The organism is Blastopirellula marina (assembly GCF_002967715.1).
GTDB lineage: Bacteria > Planctomycetota > Planctomycetia > Pirellulales > Pirellulaceae > Bremerella > Bremerella marina_B.
The window spans coordinates 183,828-199,863 of sequence record NZ_PUIA01000016.1 but is presented as its reverse complement, the minus strand read 5'-3'; the positions used below and the strand labels follow the sequence as shown (position 1 = coordinate 199,863).

Below are 16,036 nucleotides of genomic sequence, written 5' to 3'. Positions count from 1 at the left end.
TTAGTATATCGGCACGATTCGATATGAACCATGAAAATCGACGGGAATCGGTCATTTTTTGGTCGAATTGCAGGCCTTCCGGAGCCGCATTTCACGGGATCGTGACAGGGATATCCAATTGATCTGCTTGGTTTTGGGAGGATGAAGCGTGACTCCCTTGCCACATCATCAATCTCAACGTGAAATCGCCAGGCGAACGTAGCAGAAGAAGATTGGCCCGTCGTTGGAACGATTCTCCTGGGGCAACGTCGTATGGAATCTCAATCGGTGGCATCCACTCGATTCCCCCCGATGGGTCGATCCATCCGTAAGCAAGGTGGATAGCGTTCTTTCGCGTTCGCAGCCAGGTTGTCTTTCCTTCATTGACTACCACTATAGGGAGTTCCACATAGGCTTGGGGAAGACGCAGGCTCCCAAGCTCAATTTCATTGGCATCACGCTTGGCTGCGATTCGTCGCTTCAGTTCGCTCTGATCCAATTGAATAGAACAAGCAAGATCTTCGACAGGCGGCTGATCATCCGCACTGAACGGCTGCAGAATCTGGTAATCGGGAATAGGAATCAACCGCACCTCACCCAACACTTCTCGCAGACACTGGGAATAGGTAAGCACCGACGCAACAAGGACGACCATCAGAACCCTGGCAGCCCCCTTCGTCATCCAAGGTAAAGCGAGCACAATGAAGGCCAGGATGGTCCCCATGGCCTTCGCAAAGCCGCTCAGATCGATCCAAACGGTCTGGGACATCATGGAAAGTACGATGAAGTAGGGAAGCAGGATCAAGGACAAAGATGAGATCCGGCGAATGTTCCAAAGAACAAAAAAACCCAGAAGCATCACTACAAAATAAAGTGGACGCATTACCAGGCTGGGCGAAGTGATCGAGGTCCGTAAGAAAGCGACGAACGGGAAGTCAAGAATCACCCCTCCTGCCGACTCTGAACCAGATTGCCCAAAGAATGCACGCAGATAAATCTGCCAGCCAATAAACAGGACACAAGGAATCATCACGACGGCAAGTTGCCAAAGAGATGTTCGATAGGCCCAGTAGTTCCAAGCGTTTGGCATTCCATCGAAAATCGTATCAGCCATGTTATCATCGGGCCGAATCATCAGCCTATTTGCCAGACTTTCGAATCCTAGTCGGCGTAGCAACAGAATGACGTATCCTCCATCCTCCGCGGCTCCTTTCCAGGGAACCAATCCGGCAAGCGAAGCTGCGGCAACGGTTCCGGTAATCGCGAAGTACGGCTCACGCGTCAGGCACATCATCGAAGCCGCAACGGCATACGTCAGCGTCATTCCACGTATTAGCGCGAGCATCGCCAGAATAAAGAATGCGTCGGCAAGTGGATCTGGCTGCCCATGCAGAAGACAAATGGGAATGCCCACATTGGCTGCCCAGCCGAGACACCACAGCGGCGAATATCGATGAGCTACCAGCCATGCGGCGAGTGCCCCCATCGCGATCCCAACAAATGGCAGCGAAGCAAAGAGAAACGTATGAGGCGAAACATAGTCGCTGCCCGTTAGCTCACTGAACAACCGGGCAACAATCGGCAAACCAATTCGCTGGTAGCGGTATGGGGGCGCGTCGATATGCGAGTAGGCATCGGAGTGGGGCAAGAGATAGTTCGCCTGCAAGTAATAGAACTGGCCATCCCAGCCAATCTCTTGATTCGGAAGGTAACCTGTCTCCATCAATCGTTCTGGAACACCAAAATGGTATCCGGGAAGAAGCATCCCGCCCCATTGGCCGCAGTACTTGTTGTAAGCTGCGACAAAGAGAACCGCATAGGCGAGCAGCGTTCCTACCACGGCTGTCGTAAGAAACACGATCACAAGGCGGCGTGGGGGTACTCGATCTGACGCGGCGATTGATTCATCAATCATCGCATTCCCCTACTCTGCGTCGGTGATACCGTGATAGCAGTGACATCAGGCGCTCCATCGGCTTGATTTATCCTCGTAGTCCATGAGGGGGCCAGCATACCTGGGTAGCGCAAATCCACCAAGATGAATCCACAACCCAGGCAGGCCTGGAAAAATAGAAAAACAGCGAAAACGGGGTTCCCTGGACACCGGTAAGTCCACTCTCGTTTGTCCTGGTTTCGTGTTGCACCTGCGAGCAGCATCTGGTAATTACGTTCCACTCTCAGGAGCTGGATGCCCACCAACTGAGGCTGCCATTATTCGAGACAGGCTATGGAATCCCCAATCAACGTTCTGACGTGGCTTCGTCGCCAGACGATTCTTTCGCACTGGTATCGCTTTCGATACCTGATTGGGTTCGTCCTCATCGGCATGGCATCAATCTGCCTGGAATTGGCATTGATGAATACGATCATGCCGGAAAGCTGGCCGAGACTTGGCCGGGCTTCCGCGGCGCTCGTGTTTGGCATTGTATTTGGCTATGTTCTCAACGCTAAGCTCAACTTTCAGGTAGCCCCCAAGTACTTGCTGAGTACGTTCACCAAGTACTCGGTTGTTTCGGTACTGTCGTTTGCGCTCAACATGTCTGTCATTTCGTTTATCGAGGTCTCGACGGACACGCTGTACTGGGTCCTCCGATTGGCCACAGCCGGAGCCTTATTCTCATTTGCTTACACCCTGCATCGCTATTTCACCTTTGATCAGGCGCGTAATTTGGGGGTCGCCGTCTATGCGGCTTCCGATGAAGATGTGGGGGCTATTTTTGACTCGGTCGGTGATAGCTGTGATCATATCCACGTCGATCTGGTTGATGAGACGATGGGAGATGACCCGGGCCCGGTGAACGTTTTTAAGCTTCAAGAGGCTCGCAAGTACTGGCCCCATCGCCAACTAGCACTCCACTTGATGACTCGGCAGCCTTCGCGATGGCTCGATCTCGTATGGAACGAGGTGGACTGGGTGCTGTTACATCTGGAAATTGACGAAGACCTGAACAAGCTGATCTTCCAATGTCGGCAGCATGGCAAGAAAGTAGGGATCGTCTGGCGAGTAGGAAACGACCCTTCCGATTTATTGCCCTTCTTAAATCACGTCGATTTCATTATGGTTTTGGGAATTGCCAAACCAGGACAATCTGGGCAAAAGATTTGCCAAGAAGCCATTGACCTGGTGGCCGCTTTGAATTCCATGCGTTCAAAGTACAACTTTGAGTTGATGTTCGATGGCGGAGTAAACTCTGCGACCATCTCTCAAATCGAAGCAAAATATGTCGTATCCGCTTCAGCCATTCTGCGAGCGGAGAACCCGATTTTAGCAGTCGACGAGATCCGACGACGCGTTCAGTACCCCATCCGAGCGGCAGCTTAACGCGAATAAAGGATCGGCTTATGAGCCTCGTCCCGATTCATCGCAAAGGATTGCCATAATGAATCTTACAGAACTTCGGGAAGCGGTTTGTTACGCCAACAAGATGCTTCCCCAGACCGGTCTCGTGACGATGCATTCCGGCAATGCTAGCGGACTTGATCGTGAGTCGGGGCACCTGGTGATTAAGCCATCCGGTATCGACTACGACACTCTGAAGCCCGAGATGTTGGTCGAAGTCGACCTGGAGAGTGGCGAAGTCGTTTCCGGCGATCTTCGTCCAAGTGTCGACCTTCCGCATCATTTGGCACTATACCGCAACATGCCCGAAGTTAACGGGATCATCCATACGCACAGCAACTATGCAAGCTCGTTTGCTGCGGTTCATTCCAGCATCCCGCTCTGCCTGACAGCGATTGCCGATGAATTTGGCGGGGAAATTCCCTGTGCTCCATTCGCGGACTGCGATGACCACTCGATCGGGGATTGCATTCTCACACATCGCGGCAAAGCACCGGCGATTCTCTTGGCCAATCATGGCGTTTTTGCCTGGGGCCCCACTCCGAAGGATGCCCTCAAGGCAGCCGTCATGACCGAAGACGTCGCCAAGACCGTCTTTCTGGCCAAGCAGCTAGGAGAAGTGAAGATCCTGTCGTTCGAAGCCGCGGCGAAATACCACGATCGTTACCAGAATCGCTATGGGCAAAAGAAGGCAGCCTAAGAGATGACCTCGATCGTCACCGACTTCATCTCGATTGATCCGTCGCCACAATTCAGCCGAACGATCAATGCGTACAAGCAGAAGGTACGTGAGTTGGTGGGCGACCAGGTCTTCCTGAACGAACTGCCCCACATGACGGCCTATCTGGCACGTTTCGCGAAAGAGACCGATCTTCCCAAGTACGTGGCAAATCTGGCGAAGTCCATTCCTGTCGTCACAATCAGGACGACAGGTTGGCATGTGTTTGACGCAGATCCCATGACAGGGAATCGGACTTTGGTCGTCAATTTTGATGAGCCATCACAAAATCAGTTGCGATCGATTCAGAAACAAATCGGTTCGGCACTGCGAAAGCTCTACGATCAAGAAGCCACCAAGCAACGTTATGCTGAGGCCTGGCAACACTTCACTGCAGATCAGCGTGAGGCGGTTGAGTTAGCCGGTTTTCCATTTTGGGGCTCTGGCTGGCACCCTCACTTTACGATCGCCTCGATAAGCCCCACGGACTGGCCGGCCGTCGCCGAAACGTTGCTTCCGAATCCACCGTCAGGCGAAATCACCTGTCCGAGCTTGACGCACTATCGCGTTATCGACGGCGATTCTCATACTTTACACACGTTTGACCTTCAGTGAATTCCATGCCTGAGAACCAAGCGGCCAAACAACATCTTTCGGATCAGGATACTCCTTTCGACCTTAGTTCGCTGCCGCCGATGAAGCGTGACATCGTCCATGCTCTACATTCGGTAGCCGACTCAATTCCCTGGGTGCTTTCGGCCACGCTGACAGGTAGCTTCCTTAACAGCGACAACCTTTCCGGTGTGAGTGACATCGACTACATCGTCATTGTCGACCAACTTCACCGAGAACGCTTCGAAAGCATACAAACCGCTTTCCAGCAGCAACTCGAACCGGTTGTAATGTCGCATGGCTGGAAGCTTCGCATCAACCCAACACTTGGCCCGCTGAAATTCAACGACCAGCAAACGGCTGTCCTACATTTGATGCTGTATTCTCGCGAAGCCCACATAAAGCATGTGATCGAAAGCCCTTTTACGTGCTTTGACTGGCAGCTATCGCCAGTAAATCACCGGGCTTCCATGGTCGACATCTACCCTGCATTTGCACTGCAACCACGTCACTTCGTAAGTGCCCGTCGAAGCATTACGGACTACTTGAACGACTATCGATCGCGAGTTGTTTCTTATCGAGAACTGATCTGCAATGACGTTTCCTACGAAGAACGTAAGAAGCTAAAGCAAATGACCGTTCGCGACCAACATGAGTTCGCGTATCACATCATTCGGTTCCTGATGAAGAACGTCGTCAAGCTATTTTCACGATCGAATCACGATCTGCCAAGCGAAGCTTTACAAACTGCGTTCTTCCACTATTTCCCAGCGGAAGAGTCCTCGATCCGGGCCTTATTTGATGAACTTTCGACTTGTAAACACGCGCAACAATTTGATCGTCCGATAGACCACTTAGACGAGCGTCTAGAGTCATTTGCGGCAACGTTCGAGCAACAATTCCGTTCGACCTTTCATTCGAGAGCCACTCGACATGTCGTCTTTCGTCATGCACCTACATCACAGAATTATGCCGAAGATGGATCGGTGCGTTTCCTCGGCCAAAGCAATCCCGAGATCCTGCCAATGGAACACACAGCCCTTGGTGAATTGAGCGACGCAGTGTCGTCCTTATGCAATCCACGATACTTTTCGTCTCCGCAGACGAGATGCCAACAATCACTGAGATTGCTAGGTTCCACCGTCGAATTCGCGACAGACGATCGATTGCAAGAGATCAACTATGGTGCCTGCGAAGGAATGACGGTCCAGGCGGCGCGCAATTCCCATCCAGCGTTGTTTCAGGCCTGGCAACAAGGCCAAGACCCATGTTTCCCTGGCGGTGAATGCACTGAGGATGTATTGCAACGCGGTCTCGAGGCAATGTCCGACATCTGGGACAACAGCCCAAGCGATACTGTTACTTGCACACATAACGTGGTCTTACGCTGCCTGGTGGGCGATGCGATGGGCGTTCCACGCTCTCAGTGGTATCGCCTGAGAATCCCTCACCTGGCTCCCATTACATTTATCCGCACAAAAGAACACGGCGTTTACCTTGATTTGATGCCTGAAGTCGAGCAACAGATCTTCCAATCCTTTTCGGACTCCGTGAAATAGTCATGAATATTATCGTTCCCATGGCAGGTGCTGGATCGCGGTTCTCATCCGCAGGCTACTCGTTGCCCAAGCCGTTGATTCCGGTGGATGGAATTCCCATGGTGGTTCGCGCCATTGGCGATCTTCCTTCGGCAGAACGAATCATCTTCCTGGTGCATCGAGATCATGTCTCCGAGCATCAGATCGATCAGGTACTGCAAAGCCATTTCTCCGATTGCGAAATTGTGGTCGTCCCTGGACTAACCGAAGGCCAGGCATGTACCGTTCGCTTGGCAGCGGAAGCGTTCTCGGATGACACGGATGTACTTGTCGCCGCTTGTGACAACACCCATGTGTACGATGAAGACGTCTTCATTCAGAAGACAAAATCCCAGCAATGGGATGGCCTGATCTGGACCTATCGCGGTGACAATCGAGTCTTGCCAAAGCCTACAAGTTACGGCTGGGTGGCAACCGAACAAGCCAGCGAACAGGTATGTCATGTTTCGTGCAAGAAGCCAATCTCTGAACACTTATTAAACGATCACGTCGTGAGCGGGTTCTTCTGGTTCCGCTCTGCCTATCAATTATTCGATGCAATCGACTCCCTGGTTACTTCCGACCAGCGTATCAACAACGAGTTTTATTTGGATGTCGTCCCGAATGGGATGATTGCTGGAGGGAGCCGCTTTGGCACCTTTGAAGTCGAAAAATACATCGGCTGGGGTACTCCGGAAGAGTTACGGGACTACCAGCGATGGGAGAAATACTTTGCCCAACAATTACAACGAAAACTCGTCGCCTAAGGTCTCGCGTCAGATACTCCGCTTTCTCGTCATTGGCGGAAGCTCGGTCGCGATCGACGGTATCTGCTACGCGCTGATTACTACCTGGACTGGCCTTTCCCCGGATATTGCCAAGGGAATCTCGTACGTGTGCGGGATGCTGTTTGGCTTCTGGGGAAACAAGCTCTGGACGTTTGAATCGACCAAGAGATCGGTAAGCGAACCTGTTTTTTACGTGCTTATCTATGCCTGCACACTTGGTTTGAACGTAGGCATCAACCGCGCGGTTCTTTTACTAGCGGGAGACGAGTTCCGACTGCTCGGTTTCTTCCTGGCAACCGGGACGACCACGGTCGCTAACTTCGTGGGCATGAAGTTCCTGGCATTTCGAGAGCAGCCCGCGACGCAAGAGGATTTCTCTATGACGTCCGATGATTCCCCAGAAGTCGCGGTGATTCCAAGTTCCGACCGCAGAGCGGCCTAACGAGACACTCCATGCTATATATCGCTCATCGCATCAACACGCGAGAACAACTAGCTGTGGTTCCCTTGGAATATGGGGTCGAACTTGATTTGCGAGATCACGGCAACGACCTCATTCTCCAGCACGATCCGTTCCAGTCAGGCGAACGATTCGAGGATTACCTAGCCGAGTATCGTCACGGACTGATGATCCTGAACATCAAGAGTGAGCGAATCGAACATCGCGTTCTGGAAATGATTCAAGGTACCGTCGACGATTACTTCTTTCTCGACAGTTCATACCCCATGATTCGCACTCTCTGTCGCCAAGGAGAGAGTAAGATTGCGGTTCGTTTCTCCGAGTTCGAGCCGATTGAGTCGGCGATGGCATTGGCCGGCGATGTCCAATGGGCCTGGATTGACTGCTTTACCAAAATGCCCCTGACGGACGAAACGTACGACCAACTTAAGTCTCACTTCAAGTTGTGCATTGTTTCACCAGAACTTCAAGGAAGAAGCGTGGAAACGATTGCCGACTTTGCCAAGTCACTGGCTCCTTATCCGGTTGATGCAATTTGCACCAAGCGACCGGACTTGTGGCAAGCGGTCATGTCAGACTGAAAGCATCGCTGACCTTGACCCATTCTTGGCTTTTGGCCTATACCATCTGGCGAGGTTGAACGGCCCTATCGTCTAGCTAGCACCGCCCTTCCCTAAGGAAGATTACGTTGACACCTACCCTATCCATCGTCGTCCCGTGTTACAACGAATCAAAGAACCTGGACCGACTGGTTTCCGCTTTTCGATGTGCGATCGGCAGTCGCCAAGATATCGAGCTCGTGCTGGTTGATAACGGCTCGAAGGATGACACCGCAGACGTCATGGGCAAACTCTTGACTCATCCTGAGAATACGTTTGCTCGCTCGGTTACCGTTGATGTCAATCAGGGTTATGGCTATGGCATCCTGTTCGGGCTTCGCAAGAGTCATGGCGAGTACCTGGCCTGGACGCATGCTGACCTGCAGACTCCTCCTGAGGATGTCATCCGAGCTTTGAATTGCCTTATCCAGATGCCAGATCCAAGCAATTCGTTGGTCCGCGGCAACCGAAAAGGTCGGCCAATATTCGATCAGTTCTTTACTTCGGCAATGGGCTGGGTTGCTTCAGCCGCCCTGGGTGGTTCCTACTTCGATGTGAATGCTCAACCGAAGGTGTTCCACCACTCGCTGATGCAACACATGGACGAAGCACCGTACGACTTCACGCTTGACCTCTATATTCTGTATGTGGCCAGCGAACTGAAGATGGATATCGAGCTGGTCGATGTTCGCTTCGACTTGCGTACCGAAGGAGAATCCAAAGGAGGCGGAACTCTGCTGGGCAAGTATCGTCTGTGCAAGCGAACCTTTGGGCAGATCTGGAAACTACGCAAGTCGCTCCAGCAATCGCAGCGAGTTGCTTCCACCAAGGCCGTGAAAGCAAACGAGGCACCGGCTAAAACACGATCTGCCGCTTAACCACTATCTGCCGCTTAACCACCAGGTGATCGCACTGTTTACCTAGCGGTAAGAGATTGGAATATCGACGTAGTCTTTACCTTTTTCGTCGAACGAGAATTGTCCCAATTGTCGTAGCGTGATTCGCAAGGTGAAATCACCTGGGCTACGTGGAAGCAAGATCGGTACCTCGCGGGTGAACGATTCACCTGGCGCTACCTTGTTAGGCACATCGGTTGCTGGCTTCCAACTGGGAAGCTCACCCTCTTTGTACCAACCTGGCACGATTTGAATCGCGTTCTGTCTGGAATGCTCCCAGGTTTCCGTACCCTCATTTGTTACTGTCACGGGTACAGTAAAGTACGTTTGCGGATAGCGTCTTCCACCCAGTTCAAAGCGATAAACTCCGTTCATATCAGAGGCATGCTTCAGGAGTTCATTTTGATCGACTTCGATCGTACACTTGGGGGCTGCTAACACAGGCTGGGTATCTTGCATATCAAGATTCACCACCTGGTAATCAGGAATGCCGATCAAATCGACCGGACCGTAGACAAGCTTAAAGCACTGGGTGTAAGTCAGTACGCTCAATACCAAGAGCAACCCGACCGCGTAGTACATCTTTTTACCCACCAGCGGAAGGCAAATCACTGCGGCAGCCAATACCGTTCCCATGGCTTTCGAGTAACCGCTGAGATCAATCCACACGATCTCCGACATCATCGACAAGACGCAGAAGTATGGCAGGATAATCAGCGACATAGACAGCTTACGCCGTACGCTCCAGAGCACGATAAATCCCATAATCAGAGTCGCGAAGTAAAACGGCCTGAGTACGAAGTCGGGAGCCTTCATGGAAGATTTGAAGAATGCATAAAACGGAATATCAAGTATGACGCCTCCTGCCGCTTCGGAACCGGTATGACCAAATACCGACCGCAAGTAGACTTGCCATGCCAGAAAGACCACGCAAGGAACCAGCAAGATCAACAGCTGCCATATTGGCGTCCGATACGCCCAGAAATTCCAGGCACTTGGCCGACCACTAAGAATGGTCGACTGCTGCTCAACTTCAGGGGTAACCATCAACCAATCAGCCAACCGCTGAAGACCGATTGCACGCAAAATCGCAATCACCCATCCTCCCGTTTCGGGATTACCTTTCCAGGGAACCATACCCGCCACGGATGCGGCGAAAACGGCTCCGGCGATTGCAAAATAGGGCTCGCGAGTCAAACACATCAAACTCGCAGCTGCGGCATACGCTAAGGGCATACCTCGAATCAATGCCAACATCGCCAGAATGAACAACGCGTCGGCCAAGGGGTCGGGCTGACCGTGCAAAAGGCAGATTGGTATTCCCACATTGGCCGCCCAACCAAGGCACCAGAGTGGAGAATAGCGATGAGCAAACAACCAAGCCGCAAGGGCTCCCATTCCCAGCCCAACAAACGGCAGCGAGGCAAACAAATAGGTGTGCGGAGAAACGTAGTCGCTACCAATCATCCAACTGAATACCGCCGCAACAAGTGGCAATCCAATTCTCTGATATCGGTAGGACAAATCCGGAATATGATCGTAAGCCTCAGGGACAGGATTTAAGTAATTTGCCTGAATGTAATAGAACTGACCGTCCCATCCAATTTCATGGACAGGGTAGACCCCCTCATCCAACAATCGCTGTGGCATTCCAAAGCGGTAGCCAGGAAGAAGCATGCCACTCCACTCGTTGCAATACCGACTATATGCGGCAATACAAAGGACAAAATAAGCAATCGCCGTCCCCAGCAGCGCAGTAATCACAAACACGGCAAGAATGCTACGAGCAGAAACCTGTTCCGTCTTACTTGAAGAATCCGAATCCATTCGAAACTTACCTTGCCTTGCTAAACTCAGATTCACCGCTTTCGGGAAATATTGAGCGATTTAAATCAAGAGAACCGACTGCCGAAAGAAGCAAAACCCCAACACTAAAAGCCTTAACCAGGTTCTTCGAATGCAAGCCACTTCACAAACTGGATGGGAATTCAGTCGTCACTATCCCCCTAGATCACATAGACTACCCCAGCTTCGCAGATATGAAAAGATGGATCTGATCACACGCAACAAGGCGAACGGTGAGCTCGATGGCTAAATTTCAGGGCACTTCCAAGTTTCTCGAATGTGTCGTTCCAATCTGCACGTGTAATCGGAATGTCAGCACGGTATAAAGGCAAACATGTTTCAACAAGAATTGAGGCAACAAGACCGGCCTCGGTGACACAAGACACGTTAGTCGTCATCGCGTGCATTTCAACAGGACTAGCAACAGGAAGCAGAGATAATGAAGCGGACCGTGCTTCACCCGACAATCATTTTGTCGTTTACCCTTCTTATCGCTATCGGTTGCGGGCGAAGGCGAGAAATGCCCAAGGCCGAACCTCCGAATGTGACCGTGGCACCGGCAATCAAACGCCAGGTTGTCGATCTAAGCGAGTACACAGGCCACATCGAAGCGGTCTCTTCTGTCGATGTATATGCCAAGGTATCTGGTTACCTCCAGAATGTTGCTTTCCAAGACGGAGCGGTCGTCAAAGAAGGTGACTTGCTATTCGAGATTGATAAGCGAACCTATCAGGCCGAATATGATCAGGCCGTTTCTCAGAAGAATCTATACATCGCTAAGAACGAATTAGCCCAAGCAACCTTGGCTCGAAATAAGAAACTGGTTGGAAGCGGAGCGGTAAGTCAAGAACTATTCGATGAAAGTGTCGCCGCCGCAAACGAGACCGCTGCCCAGGTTGCGGCAGCCGATTCAGAAATTGCCGCTCGAAAGGTCGATCTCGATTACTGCACAATCAATGCGGCAATCAGCGGGCGTATTGATCGGACCTATGTCACCGATGGAAACCTTATCCAGAGTGGCGTTGGCCAGCCAACGCTCCTTACCACCATCGTTTCCATCGACCCCGTCTATGCCTATTTCGACGTCGACGAACTCGCTTTGTTGAGCTACATGCATCGGCACGACTCTGAATCCAGTTCGCGCATTCATGGCTCACTACGTGATCTGAAAATTCCGGTCCAAGTTTATCTTGCTGATGGCTCGGAATACCCAGAACTTGGCACGATAGATTTCGGCTCGAATCAAGTCAACGCAGGCTCTGGTACGCTGACGGTTCGAGCTGTTATTCCGAACGCTGCCGGTATGCTCCGCCCAGGTTTTTTCGTACGAATCAAGGTTGCCGCCAAAGCCCCTTACGATGCCGTGCTAGTTCCCGAGGGCTCGATCGGTGCCGATCAGAGTGATCGATATGTATACGTACTGGGCAAAGATGGTACCGCCGAGCGCCGTAGCGTTCAACTGGGAACCAAGCAGGGGCCACTACGTGTTATTCAAAAGGGGCTTTCTGAAGGGGAGAAAGTCATTGTCAATGGATTACTGTTAGTACGACCAGGCAAACCGGTTAAGCCGCAGGAAACGACCATGCCAGAGCCTCCTCCGATCAATCGCACCGTACTTCGTTCCGTAAGTTCAAACGATAGCCCGATGCCCAATCCGCCGCAGCAGCAACCTGACAATCAGACGAACCAGCCATCCCCATCCAGTGCCCGGTAGCTCTTAAAAATTACTTCAAATTCATTCGTTTGATCGCCAAATAACACCGACGAAAGATTGCAACGTGCTGGCTCGCTTTTTCATCGACCGCCCCATCTTTGCCTGGGTTATCTCCATTATCATCGTCTTGGCAGGCACGATCTGCGTATGGATATTGCCAATTGCTCAATATCCCGAAATCGCCCCGCCGACTGTCTCTGTAACGTGCCAATACCCTGGCGCGAGTGCGGATGTCGTCGCTGAAACAGTGGCAGCTCCAATTGAACAACAGGTCGTCGGTGTCGAAGACGCACTATACATGTCGTCTCAGTCGGCCAGTGATGGAAGCTACACGTTAACCGTCACATTCGCCCTGGGAACCGATCTGGACATGGCCCAGGTCCTGGTCCAGAACCGCGTCGCTCAAGCCACGCCTCTTTTACCCGACGTGGTCAAAGCAACTGGGGTGACCACAAAGAAGAAGTCTCCTAATATCTTGCTCGCGGTGAATCTCTTCTCAGACGACGATCCTAAAACCGGCGAGCCGCTGCTGGATAATCTTTACCTGAGCAACTACGCAACGATTCAAATCCGCGATCAACTAGCCAGCCTCGATGGAGTTGGCGACGTGGGGATTCTTGGCCAGCAAGATTACAGCATGCGAGTCTGGCTCAATCCCAATGCGTTGGCATCACGCAGCATGTCCGCGGGAGAAGTGGTTGCTTCCCTGAAGGAACAGAATGTCCAGGTTGCCGCCGGACAAATCGGCCAGCCGCCTGTTCCTCCTGGACAGGAAATGCAGTTGACGATGACAACCCTAGGACGATTGAGAACACCAGAGCAATTCGAGGACATCGTTGTTAAAACAGGTAGCGATGGCCAAATCACACGAATTCGCGACATTGGGCGCGTAGAACTGGGTGCCAAAAACTTAAATACGATCTGTCGTTTCGACCAAAAGCCTTCTGCCGGTATCGGTATCTTCCAATTGCCCGGCTCCAATGCACTTGATGTGGGGGAGCGAGTGAAACGCAAGATGGAAGAATTAAAAGAAAGGTTTCCACCTGGTTTGAAGTATGAGATCGGCTACGATACCACACCGTTCATTGAACAGTCGGTCGAAGAGGTCTTCAAAACCCTACGTGATGCCATCATCCTGGTTGCCATCGTCGTACTCTTCTTTCTGCAGGACTGGAAAGCCGTGATGCTACCGCTGATCGATGTGGGCGTTTCGCTCATCGGTACGTTCGCGATCATGGCCATGATGGGCTTTACGCTCAATAACCTGACCCTGTTCGGATTGGTGCTTGCCATTGGCATTGTTGTGGATGATGCCATCGTGGTGCTTGAAAACATTGAGCGATGGATCGGCATGGGCTATAAGGTACGCGACGCTACCATTCACGCGATGGAAGAGATCACAGGACCAATCATTGCCATCACGCTTGTGCTCAGCAGCGTTTTCTTTCCCAGCGCATTTTTGGGAGGGGTCACCGGGCAGTTCTTCCGGCAGTTTGCCTTGACCATCGCAGCCGCCATGTTGATTTCGGCCATGAACGCGATGACCATGACTCCGGCGCGAGCGACGTCGATCTTCCGCGATCCGAAGCCAGGCGAATACCACACAAAGCATCGCGAAGCGCTCCCTTGGTGGGGCATTGCCGCGCTGGGAGGTGTCCTGTTTGTTTGGCTAGGAAGCACTTTCCTTGGCGGTTCCGCTGCACATGGCGAAAAGGGAATGGCCTTATGGATGCAGGCCGCGATCTTCGTCCCTGGCACCGTCGTTGGTTATCTGCTTTCCCACACGGTAAATCGTGCCTTGGCGGCCGTTTTCGGTGTCTTTAACCGGGCGTTTGACTGGGCAACTAATCTCTACGGTCGGGGAATTGCTTCACTGCTGCGTATCAGTGCGGTGGCTATCGTTGTTTACGTTGGGCTGATTGGACTTACTGGCTACGGTTTCAACATGGTGCCGGCAGGCTTCATTCCAGTCCAGGACCAAGGCTACCTCGTCTTCGATGTTCAACTTCCTGATTCTGCATCGCGAGAACGAACCGATAAGGTCATGACCCTAGTCGAGAAGATTGCCATGGAAACCCCTGGCATCGCCCACGTGGTCGACGTATCGGGACAGTCCTTTGTACAAAACGCGGTCAGTTCCAATCTTGGCGGAGGCTTCTTTTCCCTAGCCCCTTTCTCGGAACGAACCAGCAAAGAAACCACGTCCGAGTATATCGCGACGGAACTCCGAAAAAGGTTTAGCGAGATCCAAGAGGCGCGAGTATCGGTCTTCGAAGCCCCACCTATCAATGGTTTGGGCAATGCTGGCGGCTTCAAATTGATGGTCGAAGACCGTGGAGACAATGGCTATGCGGTGCTGCAAGCCCAAGCAGATCGGCTGGCCAATCTAGCTTTGGAACAACGCGGCATCGTCGTAGCATTCAGCACTTTCCGCGCGAATACACCACAACTGTTCGTCGACATTGATCGCGAGAAGTGTAAGAGCATGGGGGTTGAGCTTGACGCCGTCTTCGACGCGCTTCAAGTCTACATGGGTGGATACTATGTCAACGACTTCAATCGCTTTGGGCGAACGTGGCAAGTAAACGTTCAGGCCGACTCAGAATTTCGCGTCAGTGCCGAAACAGTCCGGCAGTTCAAAGTGAAGAGTGTGACCGGAGAAATGGTTCCTTTAGGTACTCTTTGCACCATTGAAGACAGCACCGGACCGATGTTTATCAATCGCTATAACAATTTTCCTGCTGCAGCCATCAACGGTGTCAACGTACCGATCGTCAGTACCGGCGAAGTTCTTACGATGATGAATGACCTTGCCGCTCAAGAGCTGCCTGCTTCAATGGAAGCCGAATGGACAGAAATCTCGTTCTTGCAGGAACAAGCCAGCCAGTTTCAATCCTTCAAAGATGTGTTGCAGAATCCGATCTCGGCACTGATTGGTGCCGTGATCTTGGTTTACTTGATCCTGGCCGCACTTTACGAAAGCTGGGAACTGCCGGTCACGATCATCCTGGTAGTGCCCATGTGCGTGCTTGCTGCATTAACTGGTGTGATAATCGCACACATGGCTCTTAACATCTTCGTGCAGATCGGCTTTGTTGTGTTAGTCGGATTAGCATGCAAGAACGCGATTCTCGTAGTTGAGTTCGCTAAAGACTTGATGGAGAAGGAGGACAAGCCACTGCTGGAAGCCACCGTTCAAGCTTGTATCGTCCGCTTGCGTCCAATCGTCATGACCAGTTTTGCCTTTATCCTGGGCGTAGCACCATTGCTCTGGGGGCAGGGAGCCGGGGCTGAAATGCGCTATGCACTTGGCGTCGCCGTATTCAGCGGCATGCTGGGAGTAACCGGGTTCGGCCTGATCTTTACGCCTGTTTTCTTCTATGTTGTGATGAAGTTCTTGCAGAAGGAAGGCCTGTCTCCGATTCATCCGGACGAGTCAACTTCTAAATCGTAAGCCAGCCTAAATGCGAAACGCCGCTGAGAGGAACATCCTCTCAGCGGCGTTTTT

The 16,036-nt window shown here is 52.0% G+C and carries 12 protein-coding genes; 10 read left to right on the top strand and 2 right to left on the bottom strand.

Annotated elements, in window-relative coordinates; all coding sequences use genetic code 11:
- Positions 1 to 91: 91 nt before the first annotated feature.
- Complete coding sequence (locus C5Y96_RS02815) at positions 92 to 1,894, bottom strand: hypothetical protein (RefSeq protein ID WP_105350018.1); 1,803 nt, start codon at positions 1,892 to 1,894, stop codon at positions 92 to 94.
- Between the two features lie 312 nt (positions 1,895 to 2,206).
- On the opposite strand from C5Y96_RS02815, the gene C5Y96_RS02810 reads away from it, so the two are divergent.
- The 8 genes from C5Y96_RS02810 (at position 2,207) to C5Y96_RS02775 (ending at position 8,951) form a co-directional block, all read left to right on the top strand.
- Complete coding sequence (locus tag C5Y96_RS02810; protein WP_105350017.1) at positions 2,207 to 3,301, top strand: GtrA family protein; 1,095 nt, start codon at positions 2,207 to 2,209, stop codon at positions 3,299 to 3,301.
- 58 nt (positions 3,302 to 3,359) lie between these two features.
- Positions 3,360 to 4,019, top strand: coding sequence for an L-ribulose-5-phosphate 4-epimerase (locus tag C5Y96_RS02805; protein ID WP_105350016.1), 660 nt, complete (start codon positions 3,360 to 3,362; stop codon positions 4,017 to 4,019).
- Between the two features lie 3 nt (positions 4,020 to 4,022).
- Positions 4,023 to 4,652, top strand: coding sequence for a 2'-5' RNA ligase family protein (locus C5Y96_RS02800; RefSeq protein WP_105350015.1), 630 nt, complete (start codon positions 4,023 to 4,025; stop codon positions 4,650 to 4,652).
- A 5-nt stretch (positions 4,653 to 4,657) separates the two neighbouring features.
- Positions 4,658 to 6,208 (top strand): histidine phosphatase family protein, encoded by a 1,551-nt coding sequence (locus tag C5Y96_RS02795; protein WP_105350014.1) that lies wholly within the window; start codon positions 4,658 to 4,660, stop codon positions 6,206 to 6,208.
- A 2-nt stretch (positions 6,209 to 6,210) separates the two neighbouring features.
- Positions 6,211 to 6,993, top strand: coding sequence for an NTP transferase domain-containing protein (locus C5Y96_RS02790; RefSeq protein ID WP_105350013.1), 783 nt, complete (start codon positions 6,211 to 6,213; stop codon positions 6,991 to 6,993).
- Complete coding sequence (locus C5Y96_RS02785) at positions 6,959 to 7,456, top strand: GtrA family protein (protein ID WP_158261062.1); 498 nt, start codon at positions 6,959 to 6,961, stop codon at positions 7,454 to 7,456. Before C5Y96_RS02790 ends, C5Y96_RS02785 begins: the two co-directional genes overlap by 35 nt.
- A gap of 11 nt (positions 7,457 to 7,467) precedes the next feature.
- A complete protein-coding gene (locus C5Y96_RS02780) occupies positions 7,468 to 8,055 on the top strand; it encodes a hypothetical protein (RefSeq protein WP_105350011.1) in 588 nt (195 codons plus the stop codon).
- 107 nt (positions 8,056 to 8,162) lie between these two features.
- Positions 8,163 to 8,951 carry a glycosyltransferase family 2 protein gene (locus tag C5Y96_RS02775; protein ID WP_158261061.1) on the top strand — a complete coding sequence of 263 codons (789 nt, stop codon included), beginning with the start codon at positions 8,163 to 8,165 and terminating at the stop codon, positions 8,949 to 8,951.
- A gap of 42 nt (positions 8,952 to 8,993) precedes the next feature.
- On the opposite strand, the gene C5Y96_RS02770 is transcribed toward C5Y96_RS02775, so the two are convergent.
- A complete protein-coding gene (locus C5Y96_RS02770) occupies positions 8,994 to 10,796 on the bottom strand; it encodes a hypothetical protein (RefSeq protein ID WP_105350009.1) in 1,803 nt (600 codons plus the stop codon).
- A gap of 538 nt (positions 10,797 to 11,334) precedes the next feature.
- On the opposite strand from C5Y96_RS02770, the gene C5Y96_RS02765 reads away from it, so the two are divergent.
- The gene (locus C5Y96_RS02765; protein WP_158261060.1) at positions 11,335 to 12,528 is read left to right on the top strand and encodes an efflux RND transporter periplasmic adaptor subunit; all 1,194 of its coding nucleotides are present in this window, start codon (positions 11,335 to 11,337) and stop codon (positions 12,526 to 12,528) included.
- A gap of 64 nt (positions 12,529 to 12,592) precedes the next feature.
- Positions 12,593 to 15,982: an efflux RND transporter permease subunit gene (locus tag C5Y96_RS02760; RefSeq protein ID WP_105350007.1), complete on the top strand. Its 3,390-nt coding sequence runs from the start codon at positions 12,593 to 12,595 to the stop codon at positions 15,980 to 15,982.
- Positions 15,983 to 16,036: the final 54 nt, after the last annotated feature.